Source organism: Pseudomonas paraversuta (assembly GCF_904067025.1).
Taxonomy (GTDB): domain Bacteria; phylum Pseudomonadota; class Gammaproteobacteria; order Pseudomonadales; family Pseudomonadaceae; genus Aquipseudomonas; species Aquipseudomonas paraversuta.
On the sequence record NZ_CAJFDA010000001.1, the window covers coordinates 1,942,073 to 1,960,353 of the forward strand.

Annotated in this window: 17 protein-coding genes; 7 read left to right on the forward strand and 10 right to left on the reverse strand. The window is 54.9% G+C overall.

The window, feature by feature from the left end:
• Window positions 1-194: 194 nt before the first annotated feature.
• Window positions 195-890 (forward strand): tRNA (adenine(22)-N(1))-methyltransferase, encoded by a 696-nt coding sequence (locus JQ848_RS09030; protein ID WP_202210507.1) that lies wholly within the window; start codon window positions 195-197, stop codon window positions 888-890.
• Window positions 891-1,292: 402 nt separating this feature from the next.
• The gene (locus JQ848_RS09035; RefSeq protein ID WP_235972439.1) at window positions 1,293-2,591 is read left to right on the forward strand and encodes a hypothetical protein; all 1,299 of its coding nucleotides are present in this window, start codon (window positions 1,293-1,295) and stop codon (window positions 2,589-2,591) included.
• 325 nt (window positions 2,592-2,916) lie between these two features.
• On the opposite strand, the gene JQ848_RS09040 is transcribed toward JQ848_RS09035, so the two are convergent.
• The 3 genes from JQ848_RS09040 to JQ848_RS09050 form a co-directional block, all read right to left on the reverse strand.
• Window positions 2,917-3,348, reverse strand: coding sequence for a GFA family protein (locus tag JQ848_RS09040; RefSeq protein WP_161719663.1), 432 nt, complete (start codon window positions 3,346-3,348; stop codon window positions 2,917-2,919).
• A gap of 195 nt (window positions 3,349-3,543) precedes the next feature.
• Window positions 3,544-4,923, reverse strand: a complete 1,380-nt coding sequence (locus JQ848_RS09045; RefSeq protein ID WP_003447641.1) for a DUF1329 domain-containing protein — start codon at window positions 4,921-4,923, stop codon at window positions 3,544-3,546.
• Between the two features lie 39 nt (window positions 4,924-4,962).
• Window positions 4,963-6,444 carry an MBL fold metallo-hydrolase gene (locus JQ848_RS09050; protein WP_161719668.1) on the reverse strand — a complete coding sequence of 494 codons (1,482 nt, stop codon included), beginning with the start codon at window positions 6,442-6,444 and terminating at the stop codon, window positions 4,963-4,965.
• Between the two features lie 346 nt (window positions 6,445-6,790).
• On the opposite strand from JQ848_RS09050, the gene JQ848_RS09055 reads away from it, so the two are divergent.
• The 3 genes from JQ848_RS09055 (at window position 6,791) to JQ848_RS09065 (ending at window position 9,046) form a co-directional block, all read left to right on the forward strand.
• On the forward strand, window positions 6,791-7,357 hold the full coding sequence (locus JQ848_RS09055) for a hypothetical protein (RefSeq protein WP_235972440.1): 567 nt from the start codon (window positions 6,791-6,793) through the stop codon (window positions 7,355-7,357).
• Between the two features lie 120 nt (window positions 7,358-7,477).
• Window positions 7,478-7,750, forward strand: a complete 273-nt coding sequence (locus JQ848_RS09060) for a hypothetical protein (RefSeq protein ID WP_161719672.1) — start codon at window positions 7,478-7,480, stop codon at window positions 7,748-7,750.
• A 249-nt stretch (window positions 7,751-7,999) separates the two neighbouring features.
• Window positions 8,000-9,046 (forward strand): alpha/beta fold hydrolase, encoded by a 1,047-nt coding sequence (locus JQ848_RS09065; protein ID WP_127196704.1) that lies wholly within the window; start codon window positions 8,000-8,002, stop codon window positions 9,044-9,046.
• 128 nt (window positions 9,047-9,174) lie between these two features.
• Here JQ848_RS09065 and JQ848_RS09070 read toward each other — a convergent pair whose 3' ends face one another.
• The 5 genes from JQ848_RS09070 to phnD all read right to left on the reverse strand — a co-directional run bounded on the left by JQ848_RS09070 (window position 9,175) and on the right by phnD (window position 13,876).
• Window positions 9,175-9,744 (reverse strand): YceI family protein, encoded by a 570-nt coding sequence (locus tag JQ848_RS09070; protein ID WP_003447651.1) that lies wholly within the window; start codon window positions 9,742-9,744, stop codon window positions 9,175-9,177.
• 332 nt (window positions 9,745-10,076) lie between these two features.
• Complete coding sequence (gene psrA / locus JQ848_RS09075; RefSeq protein WP_202210508.1) at window positions 10,077-11,255, reverse strand: iron-containing alcohol dehydrogenase PsrA; 1,179 nt, start codon at window positions 11,253-11,255, stop codon at window positions 10,077-10,079.
• Between the two features lie 136 nt (window positions 11,256-11,391).
• Window positions 11,392-12,210 (reverse strand): phosphonate ABC transporter, permease protein PhnE, encoded by an 819-nt coding sequence (phnE, locus tag JQ848_RS09080; RefSeq protein WP_010656069.1) that lies wholly within the window; start codon window positions 12,208-12,210, stop codon window positions 11,392-11,394.
• Window positions 12,207-13,010: a phosphonate ABC transporter ATP-binding protein gene (gene phnC / locus JQ848_RS09085; protein ID WP_202210509.1), complete on the reverse strand. Its 804-nt coding sequence runs from the start codon at window positions 13,008-13,010 to the stop codon at window positions 12,207-12,209. The genes phnE and phnC overlap by 4 nt, the downstream gene beginning before the upstream one ends.
• The gene (phnD, locus tag JQ848_RS09090) at window positions 13,007-13,876 is read right to left on the reverse strand and encodes a phosphonate ABC transporter substrate-binding protein (protein WP_160627264.1); all 870 of its coding nucleotides are present in this window, start codon (window positions 13,874-13,876) and stop codon (window positions 13,007-13,009) included. The genes phnC and phnD overlap by 4 nt, the downstream gene beginning before the upstream one ends.
• A 109-nt stretch (window positions 13,877-13,985) precedes the next feature.
• Between phnD and JQ848_RS09095 the strand changes: the two genes are divergently transcribed.
• Window positions 13,986-14,879: a LysR substrate-binding domain-containing protein gene (locus JQ848_RS09095; protein ID WP_202210510.1), complete on the forward strand. Its 894-nt coding sequence runs from the start codon at window positions 13,986-13,988 to the stop codon at window positions 14,877-14,879.
• A 243-nt stretch (window positions 14,880-15,122) separates the two neighbouring features.
• A complete protein-coding gene (locus JQ848_RS09100) occupies window positions 15,123-16,826 on the forward strand; it encodes a peptidoglycan D,D-transpeptidase FtsI family protein (protein WP_235972441.1) in 1,704 nt (567 codons plus the stop codon).
• A gap of 221 nt (window positions 16,827-17,047) precedes the next feature.
• Here JQ848_RS09100 and umoC read toward each other — a convergent pair whose 3' ends face one another.
• Both umoC and JQ848_RS09110 read right to left on the reverse strand, forming a co-directional pair.
• Window positions 17,048-17,557, reverse strand: a complete 510-nt coding sequence (gene umoC, locus JQ848_RS09105) for a lysozyme inhibitor LprI family protein (protein WP_202210512.1) — start codon at window positions 17,555-17,557, stop codon at window positions 17,048-17,050.
• Window positions 17,558-17,926: 369 nt separating this feature from the next.
• Window positions 17,927-18,268, reverse strand: a complete 342-nt coding sequence (locus JQ848_RS09110; RefSeq protein WP_003447675.1) for a hypothetical protein — start codon at window positions 18,266-18,268, stop codon at window positions 17,927-17,929.
• Between the last annotated feature and the right edge of the window lie 13 nt (window positions 18,269-18,281).

Here is an 18,281-nt window from a genome sequence, read left to right on the forward strand (position 1 = left end):
GTCAGCTTTAATCAAACCGCCAAAATCATGGGCACTGGCCACCCGCGGCCAGTACGCCGGTTATGCTTGGCGCTCAGCTTTTGTCACAATGGGCAGGGGGCATGACGACCAACGCTGGCATGCAAAGCTGCTCCCCCGATAGAGGCGTGAGCCAGCCAGAGGGGTCGGACATTCGTGGTGATAAGGAACTGCAGTTGAACCAACATACATTGTCCATGCGCCTGGAGCGTGTCGCGGCGCATGTGCCGGCGGGTGCGCGTCTGGCCGATATCGGCTCGGACCATGGCTATTTGCCGGTGGCGTTGATGCGCCGTGGCCTGATCACCTTTGCGGTGGCCGGCGAGGTGGCATTGACGCCTTTCAGTGCGGCCGAACGTACCGTGCGCGAGAATGCAATGGAGCAACGCATTACTGTGCGTCTGGCCAGCGGGCTGGCGGCAATCACCCCGGGCGACGCAATCACTGCCATCAGTATCTGCGGCATGGGCGGTGAAACCATCCGTGACATCCTCGACAGTGGCAAGGCGCGCCTCAGCGGCCAGGAACGGCTGATCCTGCAGCCCAACGGCGGCGAACAACCATTGCGCCAATGGCTGATGGAGAACGGCTACCGGATCCATCGCGAGGAATTGCTCCAGGAAAACCGGTTCGATTACGAAATCATCGTTGCCGAACACGACGGGCCGGTGCTGTACAGCCCTGAGCAACTGTTCTTCGGCCCGTTGCAGATGCAGGTCCGCAGCCCGGCGTTCCTGCTCAAGTGGCAGCGCATCCTGCGCCACAAGCAGCAGAACCTGGCCAACCTGGCACGGGCGCAGCAGGCCGTGCCAGAGCACAAGGTGCAGGAGATCGCCCGGCAAGCGCAGTGGATCATCGAACTGCTGGCTTGAATCCGCCAGACCCAGCGCGGGCCAGTACCAGTGGCCCGCCTGACATCGAACCAGGCACTTGCTCAGCGCAGTTCCATTCCCGGCTCAAGAGCAGCTTTTTTTACCCCGGGCCGGCTCCCCAATAGTTATGTACCTTCGCGGGCCACAACAAAGTTCGAATTAACCACTGTGTTCACAAACAGATAAAGACCCTATGGCTTTTGTAATGTCGCCGTCTACACGGGCTGGTTGTGTTCGACGTAAACAGGCCGCTATACACTTTATTTCGTAACTTGCATAAAGAGGTGGCTGCCCTCGCAAGTTGTATTGATATCTTGATGTGCCGATGGGTAGGGTGCAGTCAGGATATTTATTGTTCAGTCCGTTACTTAAATTAGTTTATTCATTATAAAGGATGAACCCATGTCTATTATTGACTCTTCGCCAACACAGGCGGCTAATTGGAAACAGCTTTCGTACTTCCGAGTGTTTGTCGAGAACGACGCGCACCTGCAAAATGCCCGTTATCCGCTGCTGAACAATAAGCGCCAGCAGTTACGCGTTACCGTGCGTCTGGCGGCGAAAGATGCGGCAGGTAATGTTGCAACTATCCCGAAAAGTGATCTGGATCAGATTCGACTGATTGATTACAACACATCGGCCCTGATTGATTATAATGATAACTTTTCCGGAGACTGGACCAGTTCATGGCACCATCGAGGCTTTATCTGGGATCGAGGCTTTCTTGATTCAATCAGATCCCTGAGGCTGGAACAGCCGCAGCTGTTTGAAACCAGTGACAGCAGCGCAGATGATGCAGATTATGCAGATGATCCAGACGCGAAAGTCTCCGAGCCTATTGAGCAAACATCTGAATCTTTCGGCCCGGTTCTAATCTCTCCTTCGATGGACGCAACCCTGGCGGACTGCCCCGGCGGCTACCAGTGCGTCACTTTTTATGTTTCAACCGGCGCCCGCGCTGCGCGCCGATTGGCGGCACGCATTACCAACGGTGATGGCACGGTATTTCGCAGCAACTACAGCGATGTGACCGACGACCTGGGTGAGGGTGATAAACGCGGGCGCTTCAACTCTTCGTTCGAGGTGGAGCCTGTCAGCTTCCCGTCCTTGCCGAACGAGAACTTTGGTGATCGAAAAGCCGACGGCTCAGGTTATCTGAGGGATACGCTGGTTGCATCGAATAAGTTTTCTTTTGGCGAGTTTCGTGCATTTGAGCAACACGTTAATATCCGCATGCCCAACGGCCGTAAAGTGCCAATCAAATCGGTCACTTCTCATCCGGGCGATGCTGATGGAGCGATAGGGGGCGAGATGATGTGGGCATCTCGAGGCCCTGTGACTCGCTCAAAAACAACGTTTACCTATATTTCCTATCCTGGCGAAACCCACGTACGAATGCAGGAGCCACCTAATTGGTATGGCGCCGATGGCTATTTTTATCGGGTGCACAGTCTCTTGGCCACGGCCTTCCCAAACTTTACACCGCGTATCTTTCACCCGCGTGCCGGTGAAGTTGTGATCGGGCATTTTCTCACTGACCAGAATCATCAATTTTATTATCGGGCACAGAACGGGGCCGAGCATCAGGTGCCGAATAAAATGATGATGCCGCTCCACGTGATGGATATTTATGGCACCGAACACCGCCTTCGAGTCGGGCTGGTGTCCACCCATAATTATTTGATGTTGAATAAAGTTTAATTTGTCGGAGTGGGATCAAGTGGCGGCGGTCACGCTTGCCCAAGGGATTGTTCCTTCGCGAATCATGATCCGTTCGCGGTGCTTGCAATAGCTTGAGCATATTTGCCCCGCCACTCCTTAGCCCTCGTCAAGCAAACCACCTGTATGTTGTGGATGCAGGCATCCTGGGGTCAGGGAGCAGCCGGTAGTTCTGCCGGATGCGCCCTGACCCTCTTTGTTATCCGTATTGCTATCTATTTGCCGCGACTCGGGCAGTAGCCACCATGGGTCAGCCCGGCTGACCCGTTCGCACCTTTGCAGTTCGCAAGCTGACGCCACTGGCCGGTCATTCGGGCTGGTTGAAGGTCTGCCCGTCGATGGGTTCCCGGGGGCATGTTTGCAAGGGTGTGTACCAGTGAACGGCAGAAGCGACATACAGGTGCTGTTGCTTTGGCGGCGTAAAGGGCGTGTCCAGAGTGCCCAGCGCTATGGAGACCCATTCGCTGAATTGGCCTTCAGAGCGTGACCAGAACAAGGTCGAACCACAGTGCATGCAGAATTCGCGCAGCACCGAGGCCGACGAGCAATAGCCCGTGATGCTGGTGCTGCCGTTGAGTATCCGCAGTGCGCTGCGGGGCACGCTGGCATAAGACGCGAATGCGGCACCATGGCCTTTGCGACACTGGCTGCAATGGCAATGACTGACGGCCTTTGGCGCTGTAAGCAGTTCATAGCTGACGGCTGCGCAAAGGCAGCTGCCCTGGTAGACCCTGGTCATGTCGTCGTCCCTGAAAAAGATCCCGGCTTGGTGTCTGACTGAAAGTCGTCGCCATGCATAGTGCCTTGACCGGACGGTGCAAGAAAAGGGTGAGCTTCAATCCGCTCACGGCTGGTGATTGGCAGGCGTACAAAGAGCAGTGCCAATGCCCGCATTTACCGACGGGCAGGCAGTGCTCTGTGGCCGGGAGCAGGCTTAGCGGCCGCTCGCTCTCAATGCATCGGGGGTGTACATATCGGCCGTCAGCTTCAGATTGTTCATGATCGGGCCTTTACGCTCTTCGTTGGTCAGCCCGTAAGCGGTGTACTGCCTCGAACTCAGGTCATAGAAAAACTGCACCCCGGAAATCGCCAGCTTGGCGTCCGGATGCTGGAAGTAATTCATCATGGCGTGCTTCCAGATTTTTCCGCGGGCATCGTAGTTGTCCGCCAGTGTGCCGGCCCAGGTATCCTCATCCAGGTAAATGACCCGCTTGCTGTACAAATGGCGATAGCCTTCTTTCAAGTTGGCCTCCAGCACCCAGACTCGACGCAGCTCAAAGCGCAGGTAGTCAGGATCAGGGTGAGAGGGGGTCAGCAAGTCACTGTATTTAACTGCACCACTGTTGACGCGAAAGGCGTTGACCGGGATGTAGATCTCTTTTTTACCCAGGTTTTTCCACTCGTAACGTTCAGGCGAGCCGTTGAACAGGCGGTCGTCATCCACGACCATGGTGCCATTGGTGCCAATCATCGGCTGGTCGAAGCCAAACCCGGGCAACTGTCGAACCCGTCGAGTCCCGGGGTTATAACTCCAGGCCAGACGTCCCTGTTTGCTCCAGTCGTAGTAGTCCTGTGAAACCGTGCTGACACCTGCATCCCGTTGTGGCTGCATGGTGAAGTTCCAGGAAAATGCACGCACGCCCTCGGAGACCGGTAGCTCGTTCGGATTATTGGCAGGTGACAAGCCGCGAAGACGGGTTTTACCCCAGCCAATACTGCCGTTAGGCAGTACCGATGCGTTTGAACGGGTGATGTCCTGGGTCCAGGGCCCGGCGATCAGCATATGGTTCCACAGCAATTCCAGGCCGCTTTTAGGAATAGGGAAGGGCACTTGCCCCAGGCCCTTGATACCCATTCCGTCATTCACCAGTTCGGCGTTCAGGGCATTCCACTGAGCGTGCTGGCAGACATAATCGGGTACTCCAAAGATCCGCTTGCCCGCATAAATGTTCATTTTGTAGCTGTCAGGGTATTTCTCGAACAGGACTTTCTGGCCCTCGGTCAGATTGGCCGCGTGTTCCTTGTAGTTGCTTGAAGTGAGCACCAGAACGGGCACTTCATCCTTGAACGGGTCTACGGGTTGGTCACCGGAATACAAGGTGTGATTCCAGCCCGGTACTTGATCTACATACTCGCCGGTAAATGCGGGAATGCTGCCGGCAGCGTTCCCTGCACGTTCTGCCCCCAGGCAGGTAAGGTTTTTCCCCAGTTGAGCGGCTTCCTCAGGTGTGACTTTGGAAAACGCAGTGCAAGAGGCGGTGAGTCCGGCCAGTAAAGATAAGGTCAATGCCATATTTTTTTTATTGGTTTTCATTTTAACCTGCAGGAACTGGTGCGTTGAAAAAGAGGTGGGTCAGAGGGATGCGCTACTCTGGTCTGGCGGGTTATTCAGATGCTTCAAACGTTGCTTGAGCGTGAGCATGTGTTCCAGGTAAACCGTCACTTCTTGAGTGGGAACGCCTGGCACAATGCGTCTGGAGTACGCATCCAGAGATGCTTGCAGGACGTCTTTATTATCCGGTGCCGCAAAGTAGGCCATGTCTGCCAGTTTGCAGGCCAGGGCCGGATTTACGTCCTGCAATACCCTAATTCGGGCGGTCAATTTGTCGATTCCGCCGCTCAGGTCGACTATTTCACTGCCAAAGGCCGAGAGCGGGGCAGGGGACCAATCCGAAGGCACGCCATTCCACCAGCCGCCATCTTCTTTCAAGACCATTTTTGCAACGTCTTGAAAGCGGTTGTATGTCTGCGCCATGTCCGTGCGCCCTTGCAGTTTTTCAGGCAGCTTGACGGCATCCACGATTTCATCTGGACGTTTATCGTCATTGAGCCCGTTGGCCACTTGGGTGACAGCCGAATCCAGCATCTGGGCAGCTGCCAGCAGCTTGTCTTGAGCTTCAGCGCCAGAGACCATTGCCGCGCCATGCATGGGCAGTACCCGTTGCGGTCTGGTTGCGGCCATATCGCGTAATGCCTGTGCCCATTCGGCGACATGGCGCTGACGGCGCTTGCCATTGCCGGCATTGAGCAGGAAGGGTTGCCAAAAGTCGGCGCTGACCACCACTTTGCGTGAAGGTACGCTCACCCAAAGCTGGTCGGCAGACTCTCCGCGGGCCTGGGTCAATACGAAGTCTTCGCCGCCAATGCTAAGGGTTTTGGTGCCGTGGAAGGTTTCGGTGGGCAGGATGGTATCTTCCATGCGCCGCGGAACATCCCGCGGGTCCTGGTTGTTGAGGCGCACCATGGAGAAGTTGACCAGCCTGATGTCAGTGGCCAGTTCGGAAAGAAAAGTGTCAGTGGTAATGATGCGCGGCTTCTCTCCGGCCGCGAGCAGCGCCCAGGCACCAAATGCATGGTCGGCATGGTGGTGGGTGATAATAATGGTGTTAACCGGTTTGTCACTGATCTTGCGCAGCGCCTCAAGCAGAGCCGGCCCTGCGGGTGCATAACCGCTATCGACCAGCACCAGGCCCTCGGTTGTTTCGAATACCGCGACATTGACAAAGGGCAGGCGTAACAACCAGGTCCCCTTGCCCTGTGGCTCTATGGTCAGCTTTGAGCGCGCATCGTCAATCGCGGCCTGGTTGGTTCTACTGTACATATGATTGGCAATGGCCGCGGATACAGGGCCGCCAAAACCGGCGTTCGGATTGGAACGCAGGGTATTCAATATGTTGGGGTATTGCTTCATCAGGTCGGTGCGTAGTTCAAACCGTTCAATGGCTTTAGGGTCTGGCGGTGCGGCGGATATTGGCACTTGAGGCGCAGCCTGCAGCCCCCCCGCGATCACACTCAAACCCATTACCAGTAATGCTTTCTTATAATTGTTATGCATGTTTATAAATAACCTTTGATTGATAAGATAAATCAATAATGGCTGTCAATAGTTACTGCAGACATTGAAATAAGTCGGGCCACAGGATGGCGGCCTTGACTATAAATATTTGAAGAGGGGCAGCATCGTCCGTGCGGACTAGATGATATTGCCGATAACCTGAAATTGATTATCGTCATTAGTCATAGGGCTATTTCTATAGAGTGTGACGGATGTCACAGAAAAAAGACTATTTATAAAGCAGCGGTGCAAGTTTTTTCTGTGAATCGTGATCACGGATGGCAGATACGTTAAAAAATAAAGGGCTGCCGGCAGGTTGATCTATTATGCAAGGCGTGTTCAAGACATGATGATGGGCGGGGGCAGAGTGAGCGGGAGTGATTTTTTACGAGGCCTGTGTGGCCGGGGGGGCGGTGTGATTGGCGCCTGTTGGAAGAACTTCAAATCCAGTGCATTGCTTACCGGTGCGGGCTATTGCTTTGTGATCGCATGTTCGCTGAGCATTTTTTATCTGTACTGTTACTGGGATGAACCAAGGCCGGTAGAAAGGGTATTAGTCACGACGGAAGGTACACTGTATGCGTATGCGGACAGTTCTCAGTATTCGACCTCGTTTCTGGTTAAAGAAAACAGTGGCAAGCTGATCAAGTTAACGGCGGTGCCTGATTATACCCGCCTCATCAAGGGGTTTGGTTCTAATCTTGGTAAAGCTATTGTGGTCAGGCATTACGAAGGCAGGGTTATAGCGTGTCGTATAGAAGGTGTGGAGTTTTGTATACCGCAGTGCTTTACTTCCTGGGAGTGTCAAATCAAGGTGGTTGAATCAGACGCCAGGGCAATGAGGAAAACCATCTATACAGTGTTGTTTATGGGAGTTGGTTTGGTGCTGGTGTTCATGTACAGGAAGTTGTAAAAAACAAGCAATTAAAATCGTCCCGACGCTGTGCAAAAGACTTTGCGCGGCCGGCTGCTATATTTAATCCGCCTGACGGCTTCCGTGCCCTGCAAACAACCCCGTTGCGTAAAGGACGACATGATCGACTTTCTCTGCGCCATCCTCGAATTGCTGGGCCTGATTGATTCCGGGGTCAGAGCACAAGGCCCTTCCAGATGGTATCGACGCCATCCAAAATTGATCCGCAGTGTGCTCAACATTTGCTGGATCCTCGTTTCGGCAGTGTTTTTGATCTATGTGCTGCAATGGCTGAGCATCCTGGGCCCGTGGGTACAGGGACTGGTGGCAGGAGTGATCGCGATGCAGGTGGTCGGTTTTTTAATTTTGCTGTTACGCCGGAAAAAATCTTAGACCCCCCCCTCTGTTACAGGCTCCCGGAAGGTTTGCCGGCGCGGTTGCTATCGCTCCAGTTACTGACTTCTGGTGGCTGGCCCGTTCTCGACAAAGACCCCCGGGACCTGATGCGTATAGTAAAGGTGCCTTGCAGGATGGCGGTACCGATCACTGCGTTGTGCGACGCAGCGGCAAGTACGTGCCCTGCGGGGCGGTGTTCGCGCCTGTAGTCGGGCTCGGCTTTCATAATAAGTACAAGAGGATGTCATGTTGAAAAAGCGATTTGTTACTGTGCTCTGCCTGCCTTTTACCGTCTGCGCTGCACTCGCGAGCACTGAGCAGCCAGTTGTCGTACAGAGCGATTTTGATCAGATGGCGACTCCGGTGCATCAATGGTCGGACAAGGGAAAAGAGCTGTTTTATATCGACGAGGGCCCTGAAGACGGGATCGCGGTTGTGTTTGTCGGGGGCAACGGCACCAGTGCAAGAGCCCTGGAACTGACCAATTTTCTGCGCTCTACCCGCGAGCAATTAAAGCTGCGGTTCATCACATTGGAACGTAACGGTTTTGGCCAGAGTGCCTTCGATCCGAAAGGCGATTACGGCAGTTACAGTGCCGATGTCCATGCCTTGCTTGACCATCTGGGCGTTGATGAATTTTCCTTGCTGGCGATCTCCGGTGGTGGTCCTTATGTCGCCCGGATTGGAGCCGACCTTGCGCCCCGGGTGCGTTCGATTCACTACGCGGCGGCCTATTCCCAGCCGGGGGTGGGCAAGCCTGCTGAGCGTTGCAAGCTGTCCGATGAGCAATTGGCGACGACTGCCCTGGCTTATACGGTGCCCACGCAGTGGTGGGCCATGCCTGCCGACAGTTCAATCAAACACATCCGCGGCTGGCAAGATGCGGCCTACGATGATGGTCTGCGCACCTTCTTCATGAAAGGCACCCAGGACGTGAAACCTCTGTTGCATGAGTGGCGCCTGTATTGCCAGCAACCGGTGGCTTCCGGGGCGGCAGTTAAGTCACCGGTGTTCATTTATGCGGGCACCGCCGATAGCGTAGTGCCCATGGAGCACAAGGATTTCTGGGCCGGGCATTATTCAAACATTGCTGCCGTACGCGCTTATCCGGGGGAGGGGCATGACGTGCAGTACCGGCACTGGGGCCAGATTCTCAGCGACATCGCTTATCAGGGTAAGCGCCTGCTGATCTGTGATCAGGGGCAGTCACTCTTGCTGCCTGAAGAGGTAGCGCAACAAAAAATCACCCGGGGCGCAACCCTGGATATATGCGCCTGGCAAAAAGCAGGCTGAAGGATTGCCCTCATCGCAGGCAGTTGATATTGCCGGTGATGAGGGCAGCGGAGACCGGACGCCAGCCACCACAAATCAAGGGATATTGACTTGAAGAACGCGAGCCAGGGACTCAGGCCGCAGTCGAATCAATGTTCCGGCGCAACCATCCGAAACTGTATGTCTATATCGTTGGAAACCAGACTGTCAGACCATTCGCCAGCCCCGACGTTGAAATCACTGCGTTTGAGCACCAGCTCTGCGTCGAAAATGCCGATGCTTCGCTCTGATTTCAGAAGCATCGGCACTGTTACCTCCCTGGTAAGGCCCCTGAGTGTAAGGTTGCCAATGATCTGGTAGCGGTTGTTGCCCAGGTCTTTAATGCGCGTCGACTCAAAGGTCGCCACTGGATAAGCAGTGGTGTCGAACCAGGCAGGCTTTTGCAACTCAGTGTTGGCGTCTTCGCTGCCGGCGTCGATGCTGTCGAGGTAGATGGTCAGTTTGGCCTGAGCCGCCTCGGGGTGTTCGGTGTCGAAACCGAGGGTCCCGACAAACTTGCCAAACGTGCCATACACCTTCGAGCCCATCTGGTGGTAGGTAAAACTTATGGTACTGGCGGCGGGATTGACGTGGGTGTATTCGACGGCATCAGCTCCGGGAAAAAAGCCGAGGGTAAAAGTGACAGCCAGTGCGGTGGTACGTAGAGATCGAGGACTCATTGCACTCTCCAGGACCGGCCCCTTATGGGTCGAAAGGTGTGGCAGTAGCTGAGGTGAAGCAAAGACTGGCCGTTTGTTGCAACCCGCAGAGGGCTCAACTTTTACCTGGCCGCGTACCAACGCCTGCCGGGTGTTGGCAGGGGTGACGCTATCCTCGGAATGCGCCCTTCAGGAATCTTAGCAGTGTTCGAGAAAGCGTTTTAAACACTCCGGCCCCGATGCCCTCAGTAACGAGTGGCAGCCAATGGCGCCGGGGAGAAGGAGAGGCGTCGAGCATGACGCACCTCGCTTGCTGCTCTTGGTTGCTGCTGTCCGGGGGCGGCCACTGTCAATTAGCGGCCGCCCTCTTTTGCGAGGGCAGCAGGCAATCGTCGCGGCTCGTCATGCCGCTGACAGTACTTGTCGGGTGTTGGCAGGGGCCAGGCGGCTTGAGAGCCGATAAAGTTTTTGCCCCTTGCGCCCTGCATGGCGCACAGAATCATTTGCTCGGCTTGCTCCGCCGTTACGCCATAGTCGGAAAATTCCGTTTTCACGCCCAGGCTATGCAGGAATTCGCGCAACTGATCCTGAGCTTTGTCCAGGTCGTTGCCGAAAATTCGTTGCAGAGTACGGTCGCGCGCTGCGTCGCGACCCCAGGCCAGGCCCAGCACCAGCGGCAATGTAAAGGAGCAGGCAATGCCATGTGCCAGGCCGTATTGCAGCGTCATCTCGTAAGAGATCGAGTGGGCAAGGGCGGTTTTGGTGTTGGAAAACGCCAGTCCTGCCTTGAGGGCGGCCAGTGCCATGCGCGAACGCAGTTCTTTGTTGGTGAGATCACGACGCAGCTGCGGCAGGCATTCGAAAATGTCCGCAATGGCGGAGATGGCGAAGGTGTCGGAAACCGGATTGGCATTGATGTTCCAGACCGACTCCAGCGCATGGGACAAGGCATCCAGCCCGGTAGAAACGGTGACGCCGCCAGGCACGGTCAGCATCAGTTGCGGGTCGATAATCGCGACTTTCGGCCAGGTGCATTCAAGGTGCAGCGAGTATTTTTTATGGCTGGCCGAATCCCAGATCGTCGCCCAGGGCGTCACCTCGCTGCCGGTACCCGCTGTGGTGGGCGCCGCGATCAGTATTTTGCTGCGCGCCGGGACGAAGGGTTTGCCGGTTGCCAGCAATGCGAGCAATTCATCAAAGTGCCCCGATTCAGTGCCCACGATCAACGCCTTGGCGGTGTCGATGGCACTGCCGCCGCCTACTGCGATGACCGCATGGCAATCGCCGGCTTGCTGCCAGAATCGCTCATAGGTGTCCCGTAGCCGGGCCACGTCAGGATTGGGCTGGACATCTTCAATTACATACACCAGACGGTCGCCCAGCAGATCCTGAATGCGATCAACCAATCCCAGCCCGCGCGCTTCGGGAAAGGTCACTAGCGCGACTTTCTGGTTTTCAGTGATGTCGGCAAGCTCAAGCAGGCTGCCCCAGCCGAATCGTGTATCAACGGGATTGTGGAATCGGGCAATCATGGCGGGTCCTTTATTTTTGTTGTTGGAAGTGGCCCCATACTCGGGGGGCTTCTCCAACAGCTCAAATCGATAATTCGCAGGCATTAATCGGCTGAACCGATACTTGATTCAATGTGAGTGCCTGGGGCAGGGATGTTCAGTTGTGAGCGCCACGCTGGATCGCGTTGCGCAATCGACCCGACACCGCATCAGCGACGATCACCATCAGCGTGATGACGATGATGCAGGTGGCAGTCTCCTGGTACTTGAACAGTTTCAGGCTGCTCACCAGCTCAAAACCAAGCCCCCCCGCACCCACCATGCCGAGTACGGTCGCCGAGCGTAAATTGACTTCGAAGCGGTAAAGGACCACTGCAATCCAGGCCGTGATGACCTGCGGCAGTACCCCGAAAACGATGACCTGCAAGGGTCGTGCGCCGGTGGCCTGGAGCGCTTCAATCGGGCCTTGGTCGATCTCCTCGATACTCTCGGCAAAGAATTTTCCAAGCATGCCCAGGCCATGCAACGCCAGCGCCAGCACGCCGGGGAAGGGCCCAAGGCCTACCGCCGAGACAAATATCAGGGCCAGAATCAGCTCATTTATGCTGCGAGTGAAATTAAGAAACTGCCGGGTTGCGTGGAACACCAACCGGTTTTTGTTCAGATTGCGGGCCGCAAGAAATGACAGCGGAATGGCCATCAACACGCCGAGCAATGTGCCCCAAATGGCAATTTGCAGAGTCTCCACGGCAGGCGCCAACAGTCGAGGAACAATGCTCAGGTCGGGTGGGACGGTGCGTGCAAGGAAATCACCAATTTGTGGCAACCCTGCCGCCAGTTCAGCCACGCTTAATTGCGCGCCAGTGGCACTCCAGTGCAGTGTCAGAATGACCGCCAGCACGATTGCGCCAGTGGACAGCCACCCACGCGGTCCGCGAGGCAGGCTCACGGTCCACAGATAACTTTGCTGTTTCATGCTTGAGCCCTCACTTGCGCGACGGGGGTTATCAGTTCGTCCGCTCTCGCAGTGGCGCCCTCGGGGGCCGTTGTCTGGCCGGGGTATATGCGCTGCAAGTCGTCTTCGGTCATGCTGCAAGCGCTACCGTCATACACCAGTTTTCCGTGGGCCAGGCCTACGATCCGGTCTCCAAACTCCCGGGCGTAATCGACCTGGTGCAGGTTGCACAACACCGTGATACCCAGCTCCCGCGTGGCGTCGCGCAAATATTGCAGCACCAGGCGCGCAGTCTTCGGGTCGAGACTGGCCACCGGCTCGTCGGCCAGAATCACTTTTGGGCGTTGCGCCAGGGCACGTGCGATGCCCACGCGTTGCATCTGCCCCCCGGAGAGCGAATCGGTCCGTTCGCGGGCTTTGTGCGCCAGCTCGACGCGCTCCAGGCATTGCATGGCCAGCGCCACGTCCTCGCGCCGAAACAACTGCATGATGGAGGTGAGCGTTGACACCGCGCCCAGGCATCCGGTGAGTACATTCTTCAGTACGCTCAGACGCGGTACGACGTTGTGGTGCTGAAAAATCATTGCCGCCTGACGTCGCAGAACGCTGGTGTCGCGGCAGGCCAGTGCGTCAATGCCTGCCACTGAGAGTGTTCCGGAATCGGCCTGGACCAGTCGGTTGATACACCGCAGCAAAGTAGATTTACCCGCACCGGACTGGCCCAGCACCACCACGAATTCCCCTGCTGCCACCTCCAGGTCGATCCCGCGTAGAACCGGGTTTGGGCCGTAGTGCTTGGTCAGTTGGCGGATGCTGATCATTTGAGCCTCCGCAAATCGAGATTGAGCACCTTGGCGGTTTCGCGGACGACGTCGTAAGCCGCATCGGTAGTGGGCTGGAAGCCATCCAATTGGCCCTGGTCACCCCAAGGCACGTCCTTCACCGAAGCCAGGGCGGCAGCGACTTTTTTCTTGAGTGCCGGGTCGAGGTTTTGCCGCCAGACCATTGGAGACTCCGGGATCGGACGCGAACTCCACACCACCTGGAAGTCATCCTGCTTCACCAGTCCTCTGGCCACGGCGTTGGTCAGAATGCGGTCGGCGACGGCGCCAGCATCTACCTTGCCGTTGGCTACAGCGAGGATGCTTGCGTCATGGGAACCGGAGAACACCACTCGCGAAAACAATGTTGCGGGATCAAAACCGGCCTGTTCCAGTCCGGCTTTGGGGAACAGATGGCCAGAAGCAGAGCTGGGGTCGACAAACGCGAAGGTGTGATTTTTCAGATCGGACAATTGCTGAATGCCGCTGTCCTTGCGCGCAAGGATCACGCTCTTGTAGGCGCTTTGCCCGGTTTTTTTGGTGACGGCTACTGCGAACGCTTCGACGTCTGCTACCGACGTTGCCAGAACATAGGAGAAAGGGCCAAGGTAGGCCACATCCAGTTTGCCTGCACGCAGCGCTTCGATGATGCCGTTGTAGTCCGTGGCGACAAAGGGTTCGACGGGCATGCCCAGTTTGGCTTCAAGGCTGCTGAGCACTTGCTTGCTCGACTCGATCATCGCCTGGGAGTCTTCCGACGGGATCAGGCCAATTCTCAATTTCTCGTTCGCTCCTGCTTGGCAGACAGCGCTTATGGAGAGGCAGGCAATAGCGGCGACACGCAAAAATCCGGAGAAATTATTCATGGCATTCCAGGCGATTGGTTGGAGTGACCTCAGGCTAGAAATGTCACGTGACAGTCATACGATCAATTCAATATAGGTTTTCGCAGCTAAGTATTGATGGAGTCTATGGATGTCGACCGCCAGGATGCGTGCCTTCCTCGCCGTGGCACGTCACGGAAGTTTCAGTGCCGGCGCACGGGCCCTTGGGCTCAGCCAGCCGACGCTCACCACACAAGTCCAGAGCATGGAGCGGCAATACAATCTGGAGCTGTTTCACCGTCGCGGGCGGCGCAATGAGTTGTCCGATGTCGGCCGGCAATTACTGCCCATTGCGCAAGCGATGGCTGCGCTGGATCTGGACGCGCACAACTTGCTGCGTGACTCCGGGCGGCTTGACAGTGGCCAGCTCAAGATAGGGGCGGTGGGGCCTTTTCATGTGATCGAGATGGTCGACAATTACTTTCAGCAGCATCCGCGTATCGATGTTTCGATACGGGTTGGCAACTCGGCGCAGGTGCTGGCCGATCTTGAGAGTTACGTGACCGATATTGCGGTATTGGCCGGATGGCACGAAGATCCAGGACTCTGCGCCGTGCATTACGCACGTCACGCCATCATCCTGTTTGCCCACCATGAGCATCCTTTCGCAAAACGCGAGTCAGTACGACTCGAGGAACTGGACGGCCAGCGGCTACTGCAACGGGAGCCCGGTTCCACTACTCGTCTGGTCCTGGAACAGGCCTTGTTGGCGGCACAAGTTGTGCCCCGCATCGCCATGGAAATCGGCAGCCGCGAGGCATTGCGCGAAGCTGTGGTGCGTGGGATCGGGCTGGGGGTGGTCTCCGAAGCGGAGTTCATCGCCGATCCCCGTATTCGCACGATCCGCATCGAGGGGGATCCGCTCTACACCGAAACCTATCTTTATTGCCTGGCCGAGCGGCGCTCCAGTCGACTCATTACATCGTTTTTTGATGTGGTTCTTTCGGCGCAGGTGAACGACTCACATTCGGCTGGCGAATATTGAAAGTCCGCGATTGGCCGATTGGAGGGGCCAGGAAAATCAGGAGAATTAGTAAAACCTGGCAAGGAGCTTGTTTTGCCAACAGTCGCGCCAATGATAACTATCCAGTGGTGCTAAATCTCACAGCCAGATTTTCCACCGAATACACTGGAGATCAATCGCTCACGCAATGATGTTTCTTAATATTACAAAGTAGGATGATAATAATTTAGTTAGGGTGGTTTTGTTTTGAGCGTATAAATCAGGATGTACAGCGTGAGTTCCCTAGCAACAAATCCAAGATTTACCATCGTGATCGCTATCTTTTGTTTTCTCTCAATGGCGCTTGCGGCCAAAATAACTTACCTCATGGTTTTTTCTCATGAGTTCTTGAGCAATGAGGGTCGTAAACGCTCAATGCGGTTGATTGAAACAGCTCCCGTTCGCGGGACTATATTTGACAGGTTTAATCAGCCCCTGGCAGTTTCCACACCCGTGAGTACCTTATGGGTAAATCCCAGGCAGTTTGCCCCAACGAATCGGCAGGCAGTCATCCTGGATGAACAGCTTGATATTGATGCCTCGCGGATCAGGGCGTTAACATTGAATGAACAAGGTAAATCTTTTGCCTATATGGCCAGAAGAATTAATCCTGAGCGCGCGAACAAGATCATGAAGTTATCTATTCCAGGTGTTTATGAGCGCCAGGAATACAAAAGGTTTTACCCTCAAACGTCGATGCTTGCCCAGACATTAGGCTTCACTAATATTGACCAGCAGGGTATCGAAGGCATCGAATTGATGTACAACCAAAAGCTTTCTGGCAAGCCTGGCCTGGAAGAACGCACCTTGAACTTACACAAGCGAGTCACCCGTGAGATCCTGGTGCACAAGCCCGTTACCCCCGGAGAAAATCTGCATTTAACAATTGACTCGACACTTCAATATTATGTTGAAAAAGCTTTGCTCAAAGGGGTAAAGAACAATGCAGCCAGGTCGGCAAGTGCAATTCTCATACACGCCAGAACAGGAGAAATACTGGCACTGTCTACGATGCCTTCCTTCAATCCAAACGCACGTAGAGGTTTCAACGCGGAGCTTATTCGAAATCGTGTGTTTACTGATGTGTATGAGCCAGGCTCGGTAATAAAACCATTCAGTATGGCCGCTGTTCTGACAGCCAATATAATTGACAAAAATGCCATTATCCCAATAGCGCCGGGTTTCATAAAAATCAATGGATATACCATTCGGGATGTAGGCAGAGACAGCCAGTTGGACTTGGCGGGAATCATCCGTCGCTCTTCAAATGTCGGCATGAGCAAGGTTGCTATTCCGACAGGAGGAGCAGTGATTTCGCAATTGCTTACTGATCTGGGGTTCGGAAACAATACTGCGATTTACTTTCCAGGGGAAAGTATTGGGACAGTTCCCGTCAGGAGGGTATGGTCAGATATCGCTACGGCGAGTCTCTCATACGGGTATAGTTTGTCGGTCAACTTGGCGCAACTGGTTCAAGCCTATACCGTATTTGCCAATGATGGGGATCTGATACCGCTATCGTTAATCAAGGGTGAGAAGCAGCCGCCACGCAATGTCATAAGCCCGGAGGTCGCCAACAACATTCTGGACATGATGGTACATGCCGTGGATGGACCCGGAGCAGGTGGAAAGCGCGCAGCAATCGAAGGTTATGTCATTGCGGGTAAAAGCGGGACCTCACGCAAGGCATCCAGCGGTGGATATAAAAGTAATGAATATAGAGCCATGTTCGTAGGGATCGCTCCGGCCAACGCGCCTGAATTCATTATGGCTGTAGTCGTGGATGAGCCAACTGCAAATGGTTACTTTGGGGGCGCTATTGCAGCGCCGATTTTCAAGGAAATAATTGAAGATGTGCTTCGGGTCAGTAATATACCTGGCAATGCAAGTGAAGTCTTTCCAGCAGCACTGGCCCCAATCGTTCAGTAGGCGCTGTCTCTGTTGCAGCAGTCAGGGTCGGCTTTAATACCCCGTACGACTGCCGCTTTTGGCAAAACTGAGTGTGACCAGCTGCTGCTGCCCTTGATTGAATGCGGTTTATTTGCCCTGGACCAGTATTGACAGTCACCTGACTGCAGATGGATTGAGTTGAGCCTTGACTGCGATACCGGCCATGCCCGCATGGAGTGGCTCACGACCTGTGAGCTTGACTACGCCCCTGGCTCGGAAAGTTGCTTCGTTCTCCAGCGCATCAAATCGACTTTGCAAGCACTTAAAATATCTCCAGAGCCCGATCCCCCCATCATGGAATCACTTTCCCATTGGCACTGTGCATCCTTGAATTTTTCAAAGGCCTTCTGAGAGGCGAGCAGCGATTCAAGGGCTTTGGCCGTCGCACTCGAATCGATTTCTTTTGTTTGAGCTTCCAGTTTTTTGTAGGCGATATTCATTTGTGACGTGATTTCGCGAGTCTTGCCCTCAAGGCAGCTTTGCAAAGCTGTCCGGGGCTGATCGCCAATGGAGTTGTTGCATTCGTTCAGTGCTCCGGTTTGAGCATCGTTGGCCACTGCAATTTTTGCTGCGGCAGTGCCAGGCGCAACTGCGGTATTGATAGCGCTATTTGCGATTGGGTTCACATCTGGTTTCGCGGGTGCTTGAGCGAATGCAGTACCCATGGCAAATGTAGTCGCTACAGCAACCACCGAAATGAGTTTTCTCAATTTATCTATCCTTTGGAAGGCGTTTTTCGAGGGGCAAGAAACAACTTTTGATGCTTGGCCAATTGCGTACTGCGTCTGCAAGACTAGCTCTAATGGCGTTCACAGCCCAAGGCCTGTTTGACTGCATCTTGGGCAAACTGTTCATAAAGGTCGGGGGGAGATGCCGGGAATTGCAAATCAGGGTGAAGCATCATTGGATGGGCGGACTGAAGTGGCAGGGTCAGCCTTTGGGTCAACCATGGTCGCAGAGAGGGGCAGAGTTGAATCTGCTCTGGCTCTTGATGTTGCGAGGGGGCCCGTGGATTTAATCAGCCACCCACACAGCAGTGTGCTGCACTTCAAATCTCGGGGCCGGGAGAGCTCCATCCGTTACGCGCGGTAGCTCCAGACCATTTCCACCACCCGTGCGGAAATCAATATATAGACCAGCACTATCAAAAGCTGAAAGACGAGGTGGTAGCGCAGTTGGGCCAGGCGGCGAATACCATCACTGACGTTCAGCAGCATGAGTATTCCAGAGATGGTGATCACCCCCCACCCAGCCATGTTGGTGGCCGTGATGCTCATAAAGAGCTTGTGATCACTGTGCAAAGCGTTCGTACCCGCTGCAAACAGAAGCGCGCACAGAACCATATTTTTGAAATTGTCGAAGATCTTGGCATTGAGATCCTTGTCGAGCAATTGCGAGTAGCGCATCCATAATTTTTGCATGTTCACTGCCTCA

Excerpts from the sequence above, each read along its gene's own strand:
- JQ848_RS09035 (WP_235972439.1), top strand. The coding sequence starts at position 1,293 with ATGTCTATTATTGACTCTTCGCCAACACAGGCGGCTAATTGGAAACAG.
- JQ848_RS09040 (WP_161719663.1), bottom strand. The coding sequence starts at position 3,348 with ATGACCAGGGTCTACCAGGGCAGCTGCCTTTGCGCAGCCGTCAGCTAT.
- JQ848_RS09045 (WP_003447641.1), bottom strand. The coding sequence starts at position 4,923 with ATGAAAACCAATAAAAAAAATATGGCATTGACCTTATCTTTACTGGCC.
- JQ848_RS09050 (WP_161719668.1), bottom strand. The coding sequence starts at position 6,444 with ATGCATAACAATTATAAGAAAGCATTACTGGTAATGGGTTTGAGTGTG.
- JQ848_RS09055 (WP_235972440.1), top strand. The coding sequence starts at position 6,791 with ATGATGATGGGCGGGGGCAGAGTGAGCGGGAGTGATTTTTTACGAGGC.
- JQ848_RS09060 (WP_161719672.1), top strand. The coding sequence starts at position 7,478 with ATGATCGACTTTCTCTGCGCCATCCTCGAATTGCTGGGCCTGATTGAT.
- JQ848_RS09065 (WP_127196704.1), top strand. The coding sequence starts at position 8,000 with ATGTTGAAAAAGCGATTTGTTACTGTGCTCTGCCTGCCTTTTACCGTC.
- JQ848_RS09070 (WP_003447651.1), bottom strand. The coding sequence starts at position 9,744 with ATGAGTCCTCGATCTCTACGTACCACCGCACTGGCTGTCACTTTTACC.
- psrA (WP_202210508.1), bottom strand. The coding sequence starts at position 11,255 with ATGATTGCCCGATTCCACAATCCCGTTGATACACGATTCGGCTGGGGC.
- phnE (WP_010656069.1), bottom strand. The coding sequence starts at position 12,210 with ATGAAACAGCAAAGTTATCTGTGGACCGTGAGCCTGCCTCGCGGACCG.
- phnC (WP_202210509.1), bottom strand. The coding sequence starts at position 13,010 with ATGATCAGCATCCGCCAACTGACCAAGCACTACGGCCCAAACCCGGTT.
- phnD (WP_160627264.1), bottom strand. The coding sequence starts at position 13,876 with ATGAATAATTTCTCCGGATTTTTGCGTGTCGCCGCTATTGCCTGCCTC.
- JQ848_RS09095 (WP_202210510.1), top strand. The coding sequence starts at position 13,986 with ATGTCGACCGCCAGGATGCGTGCCTTCCTCGCCGTGGCACGTCACGGA.
- JQ848_RS09100 (WP_235972441.1), top strand. The coding sequence starts at position 15,123 with ATGTACAGCGTGAGTTCCCTAGCAACAAATCCAAGATTTACCATCGTG.
- JQ848_RS09110 (WP_003447675.1), bottom strand. The coding sequence starts at position 18,268 with ATGCAAAAATTATGGATGCGCTACTCGCAATTGCTCGACAAGGATCTC.